Source organism: Altererythrobacter sp. C41, from assembly GCF_016803135.1.
In the GTDB taxonomy this organism is placed as follows: domain Bacteria; phylum Pseudomonadota; class Alphaproteobacteria; order Sphingomonadales; family Sphingomonadaceae; genus Pelagerythrobacter.
Window position 1 is genome coordinate 772,106 of sequence record NZ_JAEVFE010000001.1, and the last position, 15,228, is coordinate 787,333.

Annotated in this window: 11 protein-coding genes; 4 read left to right on the plus strand and 7 right to left on the minus strand. The window is 67.6% G+C overall.

What is annotated here, in order from left to right; translation table 11 throughout:
* Window positions 1-20: 20 nt before the first annotated feature.
* The 7 genes from JNO53_RS03695 to proB form a co-directional block, all read right to left on the minus strand.
* Window positions 21-428 carry a CBS domain-containing protein gene (locus tag JNO53_RS03695; protein WP_238401549.1) on the minus strand — a complete coding sequence of 136 codons (408 nt, stop codon included), beginning with the start codon at window positions 426-428 and terminating at the stop codon, window positions 21-23.
* 343 nt (window positions 429-771) lie between these two features.
* Window positions 772-3,057 carry an NAD-dependent DNA ligase LigA gene (gene ligA, locus JNO53_RS03700; protein ID WP_203107707.1) on the minus strand — a complete coding sequence of 762 codons (2,286 nt, stop codon included), beginning with the start codon at window positions 3,055-3,057 and terminating at the stop codon, window positions 772-774.
* Window positions 3,054-3,452 (minus strand): putative quinol monooxygenase, encoded by a 399-nt coding sequence (locus tag JNO53_RS03705; RefSeq protein WP_238401550.1) that lies wholly within the window; start codon window positions 3,450-3,452, stop codon window positions 3,054-3,056. The genes ligA and JNO53_RS03705 overlap by 4 nt, the downstream gene beginning before the upstream one ends.
* Complete coding sequence (locus tag JNO53_RS03710; RefSeq protein ID WP_203107709.1) at window positions 3,449-4,354, minus strand: alpha/beta hydrolase; 906 nt, start codon at window positions 4,352-4,354, stop codon at window positions 3,449-3,451. Before JNO53_RS03710 ends, JNO53_RS03705 begins: the two co-directional genes overlap by 4 nt.
* A complete protein-coding gene (gene recN / locus JNO53_RS03715) occupies window positions 4,351-6,015 on the minus strand; it encodes a DNA repair protein RecN (RefSeq protein WP_203107711.1) in 1,665 nt (554 codons plus the stop codon). Before recN ends, JNO53_RS03710 begins: the two co-directional genes overlap by 4 nt.
* A gap of 246 nt (window positions 6,016-6,261) precedes the next feature.
* Window positions 6,262-7,068 (minus strand): outer membrane protein assembly factor BamD, encoded by an 807-nt coding sequence (locus tag JNO53_RS03720; protein ID WP_203107713.1) that lies wholly within the window; start codon window positions 7,066-7,068, stop codon window positions 6,262-6,264.
* 138 nt (window positions 7,069-7,206) lie between these two features.
* Window positions 7,207-8,358, minus strand: a complete 1,152-nt coding sequence (gene proB / locus JNO53_RS03725; RefSeq protein ID WP_203107715.1) for a glutamate 5-kinase — start codon at window positions 8,356-8,358, stop codon at window positions 7,207-7,209.
* 199 nt (window positions 8,359-8,557) lie between these two features.
* Between proB and JNO53_RS03730 the strand changes: the two genes are divergently transcribed.
* From JNO53_RS03730 to JNO53_RS03745, 4 genes are all read left to right on the plus strand, one after another.
* Window positions 8,558-9,325, plus strand: coding sequence for a pyrroline-5-carboxylate reductase family protein (locus JNO53_RS03730; RefSeq protein ID WP_203107890.1), 768 nt, complete (start codon window positions 8,558-8,560; stop codon window positions 9,323-9,325).
* Window positions 9,326-9,372: 47 nt separating this feature from the next.
* Window positions 9,373-10,638, plus strand: coding sequence for a glutamate-5-semialdehyde dehydrogenase (locus tag JNO53_RS03735; RefSeq protein ID WP_203107718.1), 1,266 nt, complete (start codon window positions 9,373-9,375; stop codon window positions 10,636-10,638).
* A gap of 352 nt (window positions 10,639-10,990) precedes the next feature.
* The gene (locus JNO53_RS15330) at window positions 10,991-11,890 is read left to right on the plus strand and encodes a hypothetical protein (protein WP_238401552.1); all 900 of its coding nucleotides are present in this window, start codon (window positions 10,991-10,993) and stop codon (window positions 11,888-11,890) included.
* A 207-nt stretch (window positions 11,891-12,097) separates the two neighbouring features.
* Window positions 12,098-15,214: an Eco57I restriction-modification methylase domain-containing protein gene (locus JNO53_RS03745; protein ID WP_203107720.1), complete on the plus strand. Its 3,117-nt coding sequence runs from the start codon at window positions 12,098-12,100 to the stop codon at window positions 15,212-15,214.
* The last annotated feature ends 14 nt before the right edge of the window (window positions 15,215-15,228 follow it).

A 15,228-nucleotide genomic window follows, 5' to 3' on the forward strand; every position in this document is an offset into this window, starting at 1 on the left:
GGTTTTCTCCTGGTTGGGGATCAGGTGGCGTGGAGGCCGCCTGGCTGTGCGATCTGGCTCAGCGCCTCGCCGGTGTCGCGCTCGTCCTTCTTGGCGAGGTCGCCGATCGAGACGATGCCGACCAGACGCTTGTCGCGGTCGACCACCGGCATGCGGCGAAGCTGCTGGTCGCCCATGTTCTCGAGCACGTCCTCGGCATCGTCGTCGGCGTAGCAGTACAGGACCTGGCTGCTCATCGCATCACCCACGGGCGTGTCGCATTCGCGGCCTTTCGCCACGGCACGGATGGCGATGTCGCGGTCGGTGATCATCCCGACGAGCCGGTCGCCCTGCCCGACCGGAAGGACGCCGGCGTCGATCCGTTCCATGATCTGTGCGGCGTGCTGGATCGTATCGTCCGGGCTCGCGACCTGGACGTCTCTCGTCATACATTCGCTGACTTGCATTGCTGGTCTCCGCTAGGCTGGGTCGGCTTGCCCGCGGCGACCCGCGGCCGGCGCGCGGAGCAAGGGCGCGGAAACATCCGCGTCTATCTGGCCAATGGATGGCCCCCCGGAATGTTGCGTAGGCCGTCGCAAGCAGGCCACGGTCTGGCCGGTGGGGCCATGTGTGGCGTGGTGGGGTGCCCGGTGAGTTGGCCCCCTCAGATTTCATCGTCGTCCCAGCGAAAGCTGGGATCGCGCGCCGCGCCGTCGGACCTTGCGGTTAGCGATCCGGATGAGGGAGGAAAGAGGGAGCAGCGGGAGCAAGGGAAACTCGCCGTCAACCGCCTCAACCCGCCGCTTTGACGATCTCCGCCCAGGCAGCCTCGTCGATCACCTCGATGCCGAGGTCCGCCGCCTTCTTAAGCTTGCTGCCCGCGCCGGGGCCGGCAACCACCAGATCGGTCTTCGCGCTGACCGATCCGGCGGCCTTGGCGCCAAGGCGCTCGGCCTGGGCCTTGGCCTCGTCGCGGCTCATGGTTTCGAGCTTGCCGGTGAACACGACCGTCTTGCCCGCAACCGCGCTGTCCTTCGTCTCCACCACATAGGGCGGCGGATCGACCACGCCTGCGCCGGGCCGGTCGCCGATCAGGTCGTTCCAGACGTCGCGGTTGTGCTCTTCATGGAAGAAGTCGGCCAGCGCGAAGCCGACCGCCGTGCCAATGCCGTCGGCGCGCACTTCGAGGATGTCCTTGATCGCCTCGACCATGCGCGCGTTGAACTTGCCCGCCGATTCATCCTCGCCGCGCGGGTTCTCCTCGCGATAGGCGTGAATCGCGGCAGCTTTCTCCCGCAGGCGGCGGATATCGCCGAGGCCCTTCATCAGATCGCGCGCGGTGACTGCGCCGACATGGCGGATGCCGAGGCCGAACAGCAGCCGCGCGGCGTCGGGCTCACGCTTGGCCGCGATGCTCGCCAACAGGTTGTCCACAGACTTGTCCTGCCAGCCCTCGAGCGCGAGGATCGCCTCGCGCCGGCCCTTGAGGCGGAAGATGTCGGCCGGGCTCTCCAGCCAGCCCAGGGCGAAGAACTGGTCGATGGTCTTCTCGCCCAACCCCTCGATGTCGAGCGCGCCGCGGCTGACGAAATGCTTGAGCCGTTCGGTCCGCTGCGCGGGGCAGATCAGCCCGCCGGTGCAGCGGACATCGACCTCGCCTTCCTCGGCAACGGCGTCGCTGCCGCAATCGGGGCAGGTCTCGGGGAAACGATAGGCCGGGCGCTCGGCATCCCGCGTCAGGTTCTCGACCACTTGCGGAATCACATCGCCCGCGCGCTGGACCTTGATCCGGTCGCCCGGCCGCACGCCCAGTCGCGCGATCTCGTCGCGGTTGTGCAGCGTGACGTTGGTCACCGTCACTCCGCCGACAAGCACCGGGGCGAGGCGGCCGACCGGCGTGAGCTTGCCCGTGCGCCCGACCTGAATGTCGATCGCCTCCAGCGTGGTCTCGGCCTGTTCAGCCGGAAACTTGTGCGCCAGCGCCCAGCGCGGCGCCTTGGCGACGAAGCCGAGCCGCTCCTGCCAGTCGAGCCGGTCGACCTTGTAGACCACGCCGTCGATTTCGTAGCCGAGCTTCCCGCGCCGCCGGCCGATCGCAGCGTAGTGCGCGAGCATCTCCTCCAGCGAGTGGCAGAGCTTGAGATCGGGGCTGATCGGCAGGCCCCATTCGCCGATCCGGCGCATGACCTCGTACTGCGTCTCGCCCGGCACCTCGGACGCGGCGCCCCACCCGTGCGCCCAGAAGCGCAGCGGTCGGCTGGCGGTGACGCTCGCATCCTTCTGCCGCAGCGAACCAGCGGCGGCATTGCGGGGATTGGCGAACTGGCGCACTTTCGCGGGATCGAATTCCTCCCCCTTCGCCTCGGCCTGCGCGCGCGCCTCCTCCATCAGCCGCCCGTTGAGCGCAAGGAAAGCCTCGCGCTCCATGTAGACCTCGCCGCGCACTTCGAACACGGCGGGGAAGGTGGAGGTACCACCCCCAACCCCCTCCTCTAAAGAGGAGGGGGCTTTTTCGGCGCGCCTTTTCTTCCCCCCCTCCTCTTTAGAGGAGGGGGCCGGGGGGTGGTGGAGGCGCTGCGGAATATCCGCGATGCAGGCCACGTTCGCCGTGACGTCCTCCCCCACCTGCCCGTCGCCGCGGGTGGCGGCGCGCACCAGCTCGCCATTTTCATAGCGCAGCGAACAAGACAGCCCATCGATCTTGTCCTCCGCGGTGAAGGCGAGCGGCGCGTCGTCCGCAAGCGCCAGATAGCGCCGCACACGCGCGACGAACTCGGCCACCTCCTCCTCCGCGAAAGCATTGTCGAGGCTCATCATGCGAACCTCGTGCGTCACCTTCGACAGCGGCGATCCCGCCACCGCATGGCCCACCGCGGTCGAGGGCGAGTCGGCCCGGACGAGGTGCGGAAACGCCGCCTCAAGCGCGGCATTGCGGCGCACGAGCGCGTCGTATTCCTGGTCGGTGACCTCCGGCGCATCCTCGGCATGATAGAGCCGGTTGTGCCGCGCGATCGTCTTCGCGAGCCGCATCAGCTCGTTGGCGGCCTCGGCCTCGGAGAGCGATTCAATATCCGTCATGCAGCGGCGTTTGCCACCGGCTTGAACTCTGCGCGAGTGCCGAATTCCGCGATCAGCGGACGGCCCCGGGCAATCGCGTCCTTGACCTGCGGCAGAGCCAGCGAGGCGGCGTGCGCCTCTTTATCGGCCCAGAGCTCCACGACCCACAGGGCATCCGGATTGCCCGCATCCTCGCCGACCAGATAGCCGAAGTTGCCCGGGATCCGGTCCGTGCCTTCGGCCAGGATCGCGGCGAGTTCGGCACGCTTGCCGGGCTGCGCGATGATCTGCCCGATCAGGCCATATTGCGGGTGTATCTCTTCCATGATCCTCTCCAGAGCCTTCACCTGCCGCGAGGGCAACACCGCTACCGCGAAAGCGGCCAGCGCCGCGAGATGCGTCCGCCGGTCCATCATCGCGTGGCCTCTCCGCCGCGCATCACCCTCAGCATCGCGGGTTCGCTGGCGGCATAGGCGTCGGCGCCCGGGGTGAGGACGGCGAAGTGGCTCGCGCCGGGATTCGCACGAATTTCGAGCTGCGTTCCCGCGCTGCGGATCGCGGCTTGCGCGCTCTCGGGCGGAGGCGGGAGGACGGCCTGGACGAACAGCAGCTCCTCCAGCTTCGGCGGGTGGCCCAGCGGGGAGATCGCGGCGTAGCGCGCGGGCGCAGCGCCCGGCTCGCCGCCCATGAACGGATCGACCGAGGAAAACTCGCACAGGGCGTCGAATGCCTCCCGCTCCGCCCCGACATCCGCCGGGCCGTCGAGGACGATCGCCGCGCGCACCGCCAGCGGCTCGCGCGCACCCAGCGGGCCGTCGATCCCCTGCGCCATCGCCAGCCACTGCGCCGGGAGCGCGCCTGCAGAATGCCCGACCAGCGTCACGCGCGCGCGGTCGATCGGGTGCACAGCCGTCACCCGCTCGATCAGCGCCGCCGAGGCCTGCCAGTCCTCGAAGCTGTCCGGCCAGCCGCCGCCATCGCCGACCTCGCGGTAGTCGACGTTGAGGGTCGCGATCCCCTGTGCCTGCCAACGCGTCGCGAGCGGCGCCATGTAGGCCTGGTTGGCGATACCGGTCTTCCAGCACCCTCCATGGAAGATCACCGCGAGCGGAAACGGCCCCTCCCCCTCCGGCAGCCGCAACTCCGCAAACCCGCGCGGATGATCGGCATAGCGCAGCACCGCGTCCGGCTCCGAAGGCGCGAGATGCGCATCGGTGCCGAACGTGTCGCCGGTGGCGGGCGGCGCCGGCGCAACCGTCTCGGCCGGGGACGAGCCCGCCACCATCAGCAGAGCCACCCCGAGCGCGGCACGCCTCACACCCCCTCCAGCAGCCGGTCCGCCTGCGCGCGTGCCTCCGGCGTCACTTCCGCCCCGCTGAGCATGCGGGCGATTTCCTCCTGCCGGCCGCCCTCGTCGAGCAGCAGGACAGAGGTCTTGGTCACGGTCCCCTCGCTCGACTTGGCGATCAGGTAGTGCGTGCCGCCCCGCGCCGCGACTTGCGGGCTGTGCGTCACGGCCAGCAACTGCCCACCTTCCGCCAGCCGCGCGAGGCGTTCGCCGATCGCGCTGGCGACTGCGCCGCCGACGCCGCGGTCGATCTCGTCGAAGATCACCGTCGCCGCACCGCCCTGCTCGGCGAGCGCGACCTTGAGCGCGAGGATGAAGCGCGACAGCTCCCCGCCGCTGGCGATCTTGGCGAGCGGGGCGAAATCCGCGCCCGGATTGGTCGCGATCAGGAACTCGACGCTGTCGAGCCCGTACGGCCCCCAGCGCTCCTCGGGCAATCGGGCGACCGCCGTGCGGAAGCGCGCGGCATCGAGCCTGAGCGGCGCTAGCTCCGCTGCCACCGCCTCGTCGAGCTTCGCCGCCGCCGCCGCGCGCGCCGTGTGCAAAGCGCCCGCCCGCTCGCGATAGCGCTCCCCCGCCTCGCGCGCGGCTGCTTCGAGCGCGTCGAGCTCGGCCTCCCCGCCCTCTATCGCGTCGAGCGCGGCGCGAAACGCGCGCATCTTCTCGGGCAGTTCGTCCACCTCGCAGCGGTGCTTGCGGGCCAGCGCGCGCAAGTCGAACAGGCGGGTCTCGGCCGCCTCCAACGCGGCCGGATCGTGCACCAGCGCCTCGGCCGCGGCTTCCAGCTTCTCCTCCGCCTCGCTCGCCTCGATCACCGCGCGGTCGAGCGCGGCCAGCGCCTCGGTCAGCAGCGGGTGCTCCGGCGCGATCCGGTCGAGCCGCCGCGCCGCCACCCGAAGCGAGGCAAGCGGCGAATCCGACCCGTCCCACACATGGCGCAGCTCCTCGAGATCGCCCGACAGCCGCTCGCCCTTCTGCATCGCCGCCCGCGTTTCGGCGAGCCGCGCCTCCTCGCCCGCCTGCGGCTCGAGCGCGGTCAGCTCCGCCAGATGCGCCAGCAGCAGGTCCTGGTCGGCCTTGGCCTGTTCGATCGCCGCGCGCGCACTCTCCAGCCGCTCGTCCGCCGCGCGCCACGCGTCCCATGCGGCTGCGAGGCCGGCGGTGTCGGCCCCGGCATAGCGGTCGAGCAGCGCCCGGTGGCCGCGCGGATTGACCAGCCCGCGGTCGTCGTGCTGCCCGTGCAGCTCGACCAGCGCTGGCGCGATCTGGCGCAGCAGCGCGACGCTGACCGGCTGGTCGTTGACGAAGGCCTTGCTGCCCCCGTCGGCGCGCACCTGACGGCGGATGATCAGCGGTTCGCCAGGCTCGATCGCGATCTCGGCATCATCGAGCGCTTCGGCGATCGCATCGGGCAGCCGCGCGAACTCGAAACTCGCGGTGACGCTCGCGCGGTCCTCGCCGGCGCGCACCAGCATGGTCTCCGCCCGGTTGCCGAGCACGAGGCCGAGCGCGTCGAGCAGGATCGACTTGCCTGCCCCGGTTTCGCCCGTGAGCACGCCGAGGCCGCGCCCGAAATCGAGATCGAGCGCTTCGATCAGCACGACGTTGCGGATGGACAGGCGGGTCAGCATGACTGGCCCGATTCTCTAGCCGGAATGAGAAAGCGCGTCACCAACCGGTGCGCGCTTGTTCCCGGCATTTGGAACCGGGGTTAATCATCCATCCCCGTCATGCTGAACTCGTTTCAGCATCCATCCCGCTCTCGAAGCGCCCGAAGGGCGCATGGAGGAGAACTGGGCCCTGGAAGCGAAGTTGTGCAAAGCACAAACAAGTTCAGGGTGACGCCGGCCCGGAAACGAGCTTCGCTTCCGCGACAATTAGCTCGCGGTGACGCCGGCCGCGTGATCCTGCACCAGATCGTAGGCCTTCTCGTACCACTCGTTGCCCGGATAGTTCGCGCCGAGCACGGCGGCGTACTTCACCGCTTCTTCGGGAATGCCGAGCGCCAGGCTGCTTTCCGCCAGACGGTAGAGCGCTTCCGGCGCGTGGCTGGTCGTCTGGAAATTGTCGACCACGTTCTGGAAACGGATCTGCGCCGCCAGCCAGTTGCCGCTGCGCTGGTAGAAGCGCCCGATCTCCATCTCCTTGCCGGCGAGGTGATCGTTGACGAGGTCCAGCTTCAGCCGCGCGTCGGCGGCGTATTCGGTCTGCGGGAAACGCCGCACGACTTCGTTCAGCGCGGTGCGCGCCTGTTCGGTGATCGCCTGGTCGCGGTGCACGTCGCTGATCTGCTCGTAATAGCTGAGCGCGATCAGGTAATAGGCGTAGGGGGCGTCCTTGTTGCCCGGGTGGATCGACAGGAAGCGCTGCGCGCTCTGGATCGCCTGGTTGTAATCCTTCGCCACGTAATAGCTGAACGCGCTCATCAACTGCGCACGGCGCGCCCAGGGGGAATAGGGGTGCTGACGCTCGACCTCGTCGAACAGTGCGGCGGCGAGCTTGGCGTTGCCGCTGTCGAGCCGCCGCTTCGCCTCGGCATAGAGTGTCTCCACGTCGCGGGCGACGTAAGCGAGCGAATCCTTCGGTCCGCCGCCACCGCCGGCGCAGCCTGCGGTGAAGACAGTGGCCGCGCAGGCAGTGGCGGCGAAAGCGAGCTTGAGCGGCGAACGCGGACGTGTGGTCATGGCTGCGGCCTATACCGCCGCACTCGCTGAACGCAAAGTGAAGTTGGGCGCAGCAGAGCCGTCGCGGTTCGCGTCATCCCGGCGAAAGCCGGGATCGCTCAGCGTGCGCCGGGATGACGAGGAGCTACTTGCCCCGCATCAAGAGGATGCAGTCATCCCCGCCGGCGCGTCCCACAGCAGGTGCCGGTTCTCCAGCATGACGAGGTTGTTCGCGCGGATGATCTCGCCCTTGGTCTTGTAGCCCAGCAGTTGCTCGGGCGGCGTCTCGGGGTTGACCAGCATCACCCGGATTTCTTCCGAAGTGAAATCGCTGAGGCCGCGCGCGCGCTCCACGCCGTCGCTATCATAGAGATGCAGCACGTCGCCGCGGGTGAAATCGCCGTCCATCGCCACGATGTCCTCGCGCCGGATCGGGCGCTTGTCCTGCGCCAGTTCGTCGGCGAGGTCCTTCGGCACCTCGAGGCTGCCGGCCATCTGCAGGCGATTGGCGATCCAGCCGTCCATGCCCGACATCGGGTTCGGATTGGGCAGGCAGCGCGTGCAGCGCCGCTCGCCGCTCAGCACGGCGGACAGCGGGCGCTCGTATTCGCCGTTGGCGATATAGGTCATGCAGCCCGCTTCCTGGGCCATGTTCGCGGCCTTGAGCTTGGTCGTCATCCCCCCGGTCCCGAGCGTGCTCGTGCCGGTGGTCGCCGCCATGTATTCGCCGACGTCGCGGACTTCCTCCACCAGCTCCGCGCCGGGCTCGTCGGGATTGCGGTCGTAGAGGCCGTCGACGCAGGTGAGGATGACGAAGTCCTTCGCGCCGACCATCTGCGCCACCTTGGCGGCCAGCCGGTCGTTGTCGCCGACGCGGATCTCTTCGGTCGTGATCGTGTCGTTCTCGTTGACGATCGGCACGACCCCCGCCTCCAGCAGGCGGTGCACGGTGTTGCGGGTGTTGAGGAACCGGCGGTGGTGCTCGAAGTCGCCCAGCGTCAGCAGGACCTGCGCGATCTCGAAGCCGTATTCGTGGCCGACCTGCTTGTAGGCGTTGAGCAGCAGCGGCATGCCGCAGGCAGCGGCCGCCTGCTTGTCGCTGACCCCCGCACTCTCGGGCGTTTCGCCGACGATCTTGAGGCCCAGCGCGACCGCGCCGGAGGAGCAGAGGATCACGTTGTAACCTTCGTTGCGAAGGCGGGCGACATCCTCCAGAAGCCGTTGAATGAAGCTGAAACGCGGGGTGAGGAGATCCGAATTCGCGAGCAGAGCGGAACCAATTTTGACGACGATGTTTCGATTCTCGGCCACGGCGATAAAAATCCACTCCTTGAAAAATCTCGTCCGTTACGTAGATTGCCATTGTGCAATGCACAACCGGGGATGCCGAAAAAGTTTCCATGCGGGGCAGCATCGGGTTTCGCCGATCGGGTTCGTCAGAACCGCTGCCACATCCATTGAACTATTCATTTATAGTTAGGGGCGACACTTGAAATTCAGTAATATAGTTATGATCGGCTGCGGCAAGATGGGTGATGCACTTCTCGGTCACTGGATGAGCGGTGGCGAGAACTTTACCGTTGTCGATCCGGCGCTCGATTCCGCACCCTCGCCCGCCCGGCTCGTCTCCGATCTCGCCGCGCTCGGCGAAGAGCAGTTCGACGTCGTGATCGTCGCGATCAAGCCGCAGATGATCGACGACGTGCTCCCCGATTATGCAAGCCGGCTGGCCGAGGGCGGCTACGTGCTGTCGATCGCGGCGGGTTGTTCCGCGCAGCGGATCGCCCACGCGATGAATGGCGCCCCGGTCGTGCGCGTCATGCCCAATCTGCCGGCCGCCGTCGGCCAGGGCGTCAGCGGGCTCTACGCCGGCCCGGAGGTCGGCGCCGACCAGCGCGCCCACGCCTCCGCGATGATGGAGCGCGCGGGCACGGTCGTCACCGTGGACGATGAGGACCGCCTAGACCGCGTGACCGCCGTCGCCGGCTCCGGCCCAGGCTACGTGTTCGAGATCGCTCGCGCCTATGTCGCCGCTGCCGAGGAGCAGGGCTTCAGCGCGGAAGAAGCACGCGCGATGGTGCTCGGCACGATGGCCGGCGCGCTCGCGATGGCGATGGAGGATGGCGCGCCCGATCTCGAAACGCTGCGCAATTCGGTGACCAGCAAGGGCGGCACCACCGCCGCCGGCCTTGCCGCGCTCAACGGCGACGAGACGCTCTCGCGCCTGATGCGCGTGACCTTGCAGGCGGCTTACGACCGGGCGGTCGAGCTGCGCTGACTTGCCGCGCGCTCCCGCTCATGACACGAACGACACGAGGACTTTCGATGAACGACCAGACGCTCGACCCGCAGATCCATATCCACGAACTCGGCCGCCGCGCACGCGATGCGGCGCGCGGGCTGCTCTCGGCCGCCACCGAGGCGAAGAACACCGCGTTGCGGGAGGCCGCCAAGGCGCTGCGCGAAGCCACGCCTGCGGTGCTTGAGGCGAATGCGGCGGATGTCGCGAGCGTCGAGGGCACGAAGCCTGGCAGCTTCGTCGACCGCCTGCGCCTGACGGAAGACCGGATCGAGGGCATGGCGAAAGCGCTCGAGGAAATCGCCGAGCTGCCCGACCCGGTCGGCCGCACGCTCGCGACCTTCGAGCGGCCCAACGGCCTCAAGATCGAGCGCGTCGCCGTTCCCATCGGGGTCATCGGCATGATCTACGAATCCCGCCCCAACGTCGGCGCCGACGCCTCGGCCCTGTGCCTCAAGTCGGGCAACGCGATCATTCTGCGCGGCGGTTCGGAGAGCCGCAACTCGACCCGCGAGATCGTCGCCGCCATGCGCAAGGGGCTCAAGGCCGCCGGCCTGCCGGAAGACGCGGTTCAGACGGTCCAGACCACGGACCGCGAGGCCGTGGCCGAGCTGCTGCGCGCGGTCGACTACGTCGATCTCGTCATCCCCCGCGGCGGCCGCGGGCTGGTCGAGCTGGTGCGCGACCAGGCCAAGGTCCCCACCCTCCTTCACCTTGACGGCAACTGCCACAGCTACGTCCACGCGGCGGCCGACGTCGACGAGGCGGTGCAGGTGATCCGCAACGCCAAGCTCCGCCGCACCGGCATCTGCGGCGCGACCGAGAGCATCGTCATCGACCGCGCGATTGCTGGCGAAGTCGTCCCCAAACTCGCCGACGCCATGGCCGCCGACTGCGAACTGCGCGGCGACGCCGAAGCCATCGCCCTCGACGACCGCATCAAGCCCGCGACCGAGGAAGACTGGGACACCGAGTACCTCGACCCCATCGCCAGCGTGAAGATCGTCGGCGGCCTCGACGAAGGCATCGCCTGGGTCGATGAACACTCCAGCCACCACACCGACGCGATCCTGACAGAGGACGCCGAAGCCGCCCGCCGCTTCATGACAGCGATCGACAGCGCCGTGGTGATGCACAACGCCTCCACCCAGTTCTCCGACGGCGGCGAATTCGGCATGGGCGCCGAAATCGGCATCGCCACCGGCAAGATGCACGCCCGCGGCCCCGTGGGCCTGGAGCAGCTTACGAGCTTCAAGTACCTGGTGTTCGGGGACGGGCAGACGCGCCCCTGACCAACACTCGATCCTCCCCTTTTTTGCGAAGCACAAATGGGGAGGTGGCAGACGCCGCAGGCGTCTGACGGAGGGGCACTGGGAGGAACGAGCCCCTCCACCACGAGCCGCTTGCGCGTCTCGCGGTCCCCCTCCCCATTTGGCTGACGGAAAATGGGGAGGATCTGAATCATCCCACACCCCTGGCCGGGAAAGCTCCGGTCGGCGACCAGCCGACCGCAAGCGCGACCGCGCGCCCGCAGCGACCGAAGGGAGCGAGGATAGCCAAGGCCGCGGATGCGGCCGCCGGCGCCTGAGGCGAAAACAAAGAATCCATTTTCCTACATCGCGATTTTTTGCTCCAAACTCGCAAATGACCCGCCGCACAGACAATCGCGAGGCCCGCCCGCCCGTCCCCGCAGGCGAACTGCCCGCCTTCGCCCCCGTCCCCCGCCAGTGCCAGCGCCACGACGGCTGGACCGACGAACGCCAGCGCGCCTTCATCGAGGCGCTGGCCGACACCGGCAGCGTCGAGGCCGCCTCCCGCGCCGTCAGCATGAGCCAGCGCGGCGCCTACCACCTGCGCCGCCAGCCGGGCGCGGAGAGCTTCCGCAAGGCGTGGGAGGCCGCGCTCCAGCTCGGCGTGCAGCGGATCGAGGACGTCGCGATGGAACGCGCGCTCCACGGCGTCGAGGTCCCGGTCTACTCCTACGGCAAGCTCGTCGGCCAGCGCACCGTCTACAACGACCGCCTGCTCATGTTCATGCTCCGCAACCGCGCGCCCGAGCGCTTCACGGAGGGCAAGGCGAAAGGCCTGAACGCGATCGGCAAGATGGACCTCGACCGCCTCAAGAAGCAGTGGCGCGAGGAATGGGAGGAGGAGCAGGCGCGCGAGGAGGAGGAGGCCGAGCAGCAGGCCGGCGATTTCATCGAGCGCATCGCCGGGATGCACGTCCGCTGGTGGGCCCACCTCAGCCCCCGCACCCGCGCCGCCTACCGCGAGTTCCGCCGCCTCGAAATCCTCGACCGCGACTGGCGCACCCGCAGCGCCACCCCCGAAGCGGACGCCGCCGCGGCCGAGGCCGAATACGCCGAAGTCTTCGCGGGCGACGGCCGCTCCCGAGCCGCCCTCTTCGGCGAAGCCTGCGCCATCGGCGACGACCGAACCTGCCCGGAGCTGACGAGCGGCGAGGCCGGCGACGCCCCGGAGGGGCCCCCACCCGCCCAAACCGCCGGCCCGCGCATCAGAACGCTGCGGGATGACGGGTGGTAACCTCCTCCCCTCCCGCTCGCGGGAGGGGCCGGGGGGTGGGCCTACTCCGCCGCCACACCTAACGCTTGGAATGCCCGGTCCGCGCCCAGCGGACCGCAAGGCCGACCGGCCGTCCGGAGCGCTTGCGCGGAAACCAAGGCGCGGATGCGCCGCGCCCGGCGTTTGAGGGCGCAAACAAAAGACTCAGAACTTGAAGCAATCGTCCCGATGCCGGGACAGTCCGCCGCCTCGACCGGAAACAGGCCGCAGAAGATGAAGGAGATGAGGATTAAGCCTTTGCTCCAGCCGCACTCTTCTGGCACTTCCGCGCGCATGGGGCTTACGGACGCGACGCTAGATTTGCTGCAAAACCTTGCCCGCAAGCCGGGTCATGACGAGGTAAAGGCGTATTTCAGCCAACTTCTCGTAGAAGAGTTTGATTCCGATCGCGCCTCGCTCCGGTTCGAGAAGCGCCAGCCCGAGATCTGCGGTCGGCTCGATGCACTCATCGGTCGCACTGTGCTGGAAGCTAAGCGCGATCTCGACCGGGAGTTGCCCGATGTCCAGCGGCGGATGCCCGACTACCTCGCCGATTGCGAACGCGAGCATGGGGAACCCTTCGTCGGCATCGCCTCGGACGGCAGGCGCTGGATCGTCTACGAGCTGGCCGGCGGCGAGTTGGTCCAGCTCAAGGAGACCACCCTCGATCCCGAGCGAGGCGAAGCCTTCCTCGCCTGGCTCGACGGCGTGCTCGCGCTCAAAGGTTCGCTCCCCCCAGACGCATTGACAATCCGCACGGAACTCGGCCCTGATTCAATCGCCTTCAAGCGCGTTGATCGCGAGCTGCGCGCGCTGTGGGAAGATGTCTCCACCCAGCCCGCCGAAGCCCTCAAGCGTCAGCTCTGGGCCGACATGCTCAAGCTGGTCTATGGCCGCGAGGTGGACGACCCCACGCTGTGGTTCCGCCACAGCTATCTCGTCATCGTCACGAAGTGCATTGCGCTCGCGGTAATGGACCTTCGCGAGGACGATCCGAAGCGCATGCTCTCAGGCGAGGCTTTCGCCTCAGCCGGCATCACAGGCGCGGTCGAAAGCGATTTCTTCGATTGGATGGCCGCCACTCCTCGCGGCGAGGACCTCGTCCGCAAGATTATGGCTCACGTCCGCCGCTTCCGCCTGCGCGAGGTCGAAAGCGACGTGCTCAAGATCCTTTATGAGAGCTTGATCGACGCCACCGAGCGCCACGGCCTCGGCGAATACTACACGCCTGACTGGCTCGCAGCGAAAGTTGTCCGCAATGCTGTCGACCGCCCGCTCGAACAGCGCGTGCTCGACCCCGCCTGTGGCTCTGGCACCTTCCTGTTCCACGCGGTGCGGTGCTTCCTGCGCGAAGCGGAGGACGCCGGGCTCGATCCGCGCAATCGCGCGGCCGAAGCCTGCAAGTACATCGCGGGCGTCGATATCCACCCGGTGGCGGTCATCATCGCCCGCGTGACATTTCTCCTCGCCCTTGCCCCGGCGCTCGGCAAGCGCGCCGGCGGATTTTCGATCCCTGTCTATCTCGGCGATTCGATGCAACTCTCGATCAAGCAGGACATGATCGAGAAGGAACTGGTCATCCAGGTGCCCCCGCCCAAGGCCGGCGAAGGCAAGCGCGAGCAATTGGGCTTCCCCGAGACCTTCTGCCGCGATCCCGGCCTGTTCGACAAGGCGATCGAGGCGATGCGCGCCGGCAGCCTCGCCCGCCGCAGCCGCGAGCAGGTCGAGGCGCAGATCGAGCGCGAAACGCGCCAGCACTACCAGCGCGAAACCAACGCGGAGGAAGACCAGTCGATCAGCGACCTTGGGGCGACTTACGAGACCTTCCACAAACTACGCCTGGAGGGGCGCGACACGATCTGGAGCTACGTCGCCCGCAACCTCTCACGCCCACTGGCGCTGGCGAGCGGCGGCGGCTGGGCCAACGTGCTCGTCGGCAATCCGCCATGGGTCGCCTACCGCCACATGAGCACGGACTTGCAGAAGCGGTTCAAGGAATTGGCGAAAGGCGAGCGTATCTATGTCGGCGACATTCCGTCGCACAACGATCTCTGCGCCCTGTTTGTGGCACGCAGCTCGCACCTCTATCTGCGCCCGAGCGGCACGCTCGCGTTCGTGCTGCCGCTGGCGGCTCTGACGCGCGCTCAGTTCGCCAAGTTCAGGACCGGCCAGTTCGCGTCCTACAATGTTGCGTGGAACGAGGCTTGGACAATGGACGACAGCGTGGTTCCGCTGTTCCCGGTTCCGTCCTGTGTTCTCTTCGGCCGCAAGCGGGCGATCGCGAAGGCCACGCCATCGAAGGTGAAGGCGTTCAGTGGAGCTTTGCCGATGCGAGACGCTTCGGAAAAGCTTGCGGACAGCTCTCTCACTGAGCGAGATGGTGTACCCGCCCCCGAGACGGCACAACGCAGCGGAGGCTCGCCATACCGGAACGCGTTCCGGCAAGGAGCCATTCTCATTCCCCGCGCATTCGTGCTCGTGGAACGGAAAGCTTCCGGTCGTCTCGGTAGCAATCCGGAAGCTCCCCTCGTGGTCAGCCGCCGCTCACCTCTCGAGAAGGCTCCGTGGAAGGATGTGCCGAGCCTAGAAAGCAACGTCGAGAAAGAGTTCATTCGACCTGTACTCCTAGGCGAATCGATACTGCCTTATCGGCTCTTCGCGATATTCGAAGGCGCGATTCCCACCACTGCCAAAGGCGAAATTCTGAGTTCGGCTTCGGCCGGGGATCAGGGGTATTCCCATTTAGCGAGCTGGCTAGCGTCGGCCGAACAAGCCTGGGCTCAGAATGGTAAGGGGAAGCGAAACTTTTCGGAACAGCTGGACTACATTGGCCAGCTCTCGGCCCAGTTTCCTCCCGCTCCGTTACGAGTGATTTACGCTAAGGCCGGCACGCAGCCCGCCGCATTTCTTCTGAAGGACGCGAAAGCGGTCATCGATCATATGCTCTATTGGATGCCCGTTTCAACAGCGGCCGAAGGCAATTACCTGTGCGCGATAATCAACTCTGAAAGGACAAGATCAAGCGCTGAGCACTTTCAGGCAAGAGGTCAGTTTGGGGCTCGCCATTTCGACAAGGTCATCTGGAATCTGCCAATTCCGCGCTTCAATCCGAAGGAAAGGCTTCACTCCGCCCTCGCCGCAGCCGGCGCCCGCGCCGAACAGGCCGCAGCCACGGTCGAACTAGTCGAAAGCGAGAAATTCCAGCGCGCCCGCCGCCGCGTTCGCGAGGCGCTCATCGCCGACGGGGTTGCCGGCGAGATCGACGAACTTGTCGAAAAGCTGCTCGACACCGCTGCCGGCGATTGATCGCTCGCCGCCCC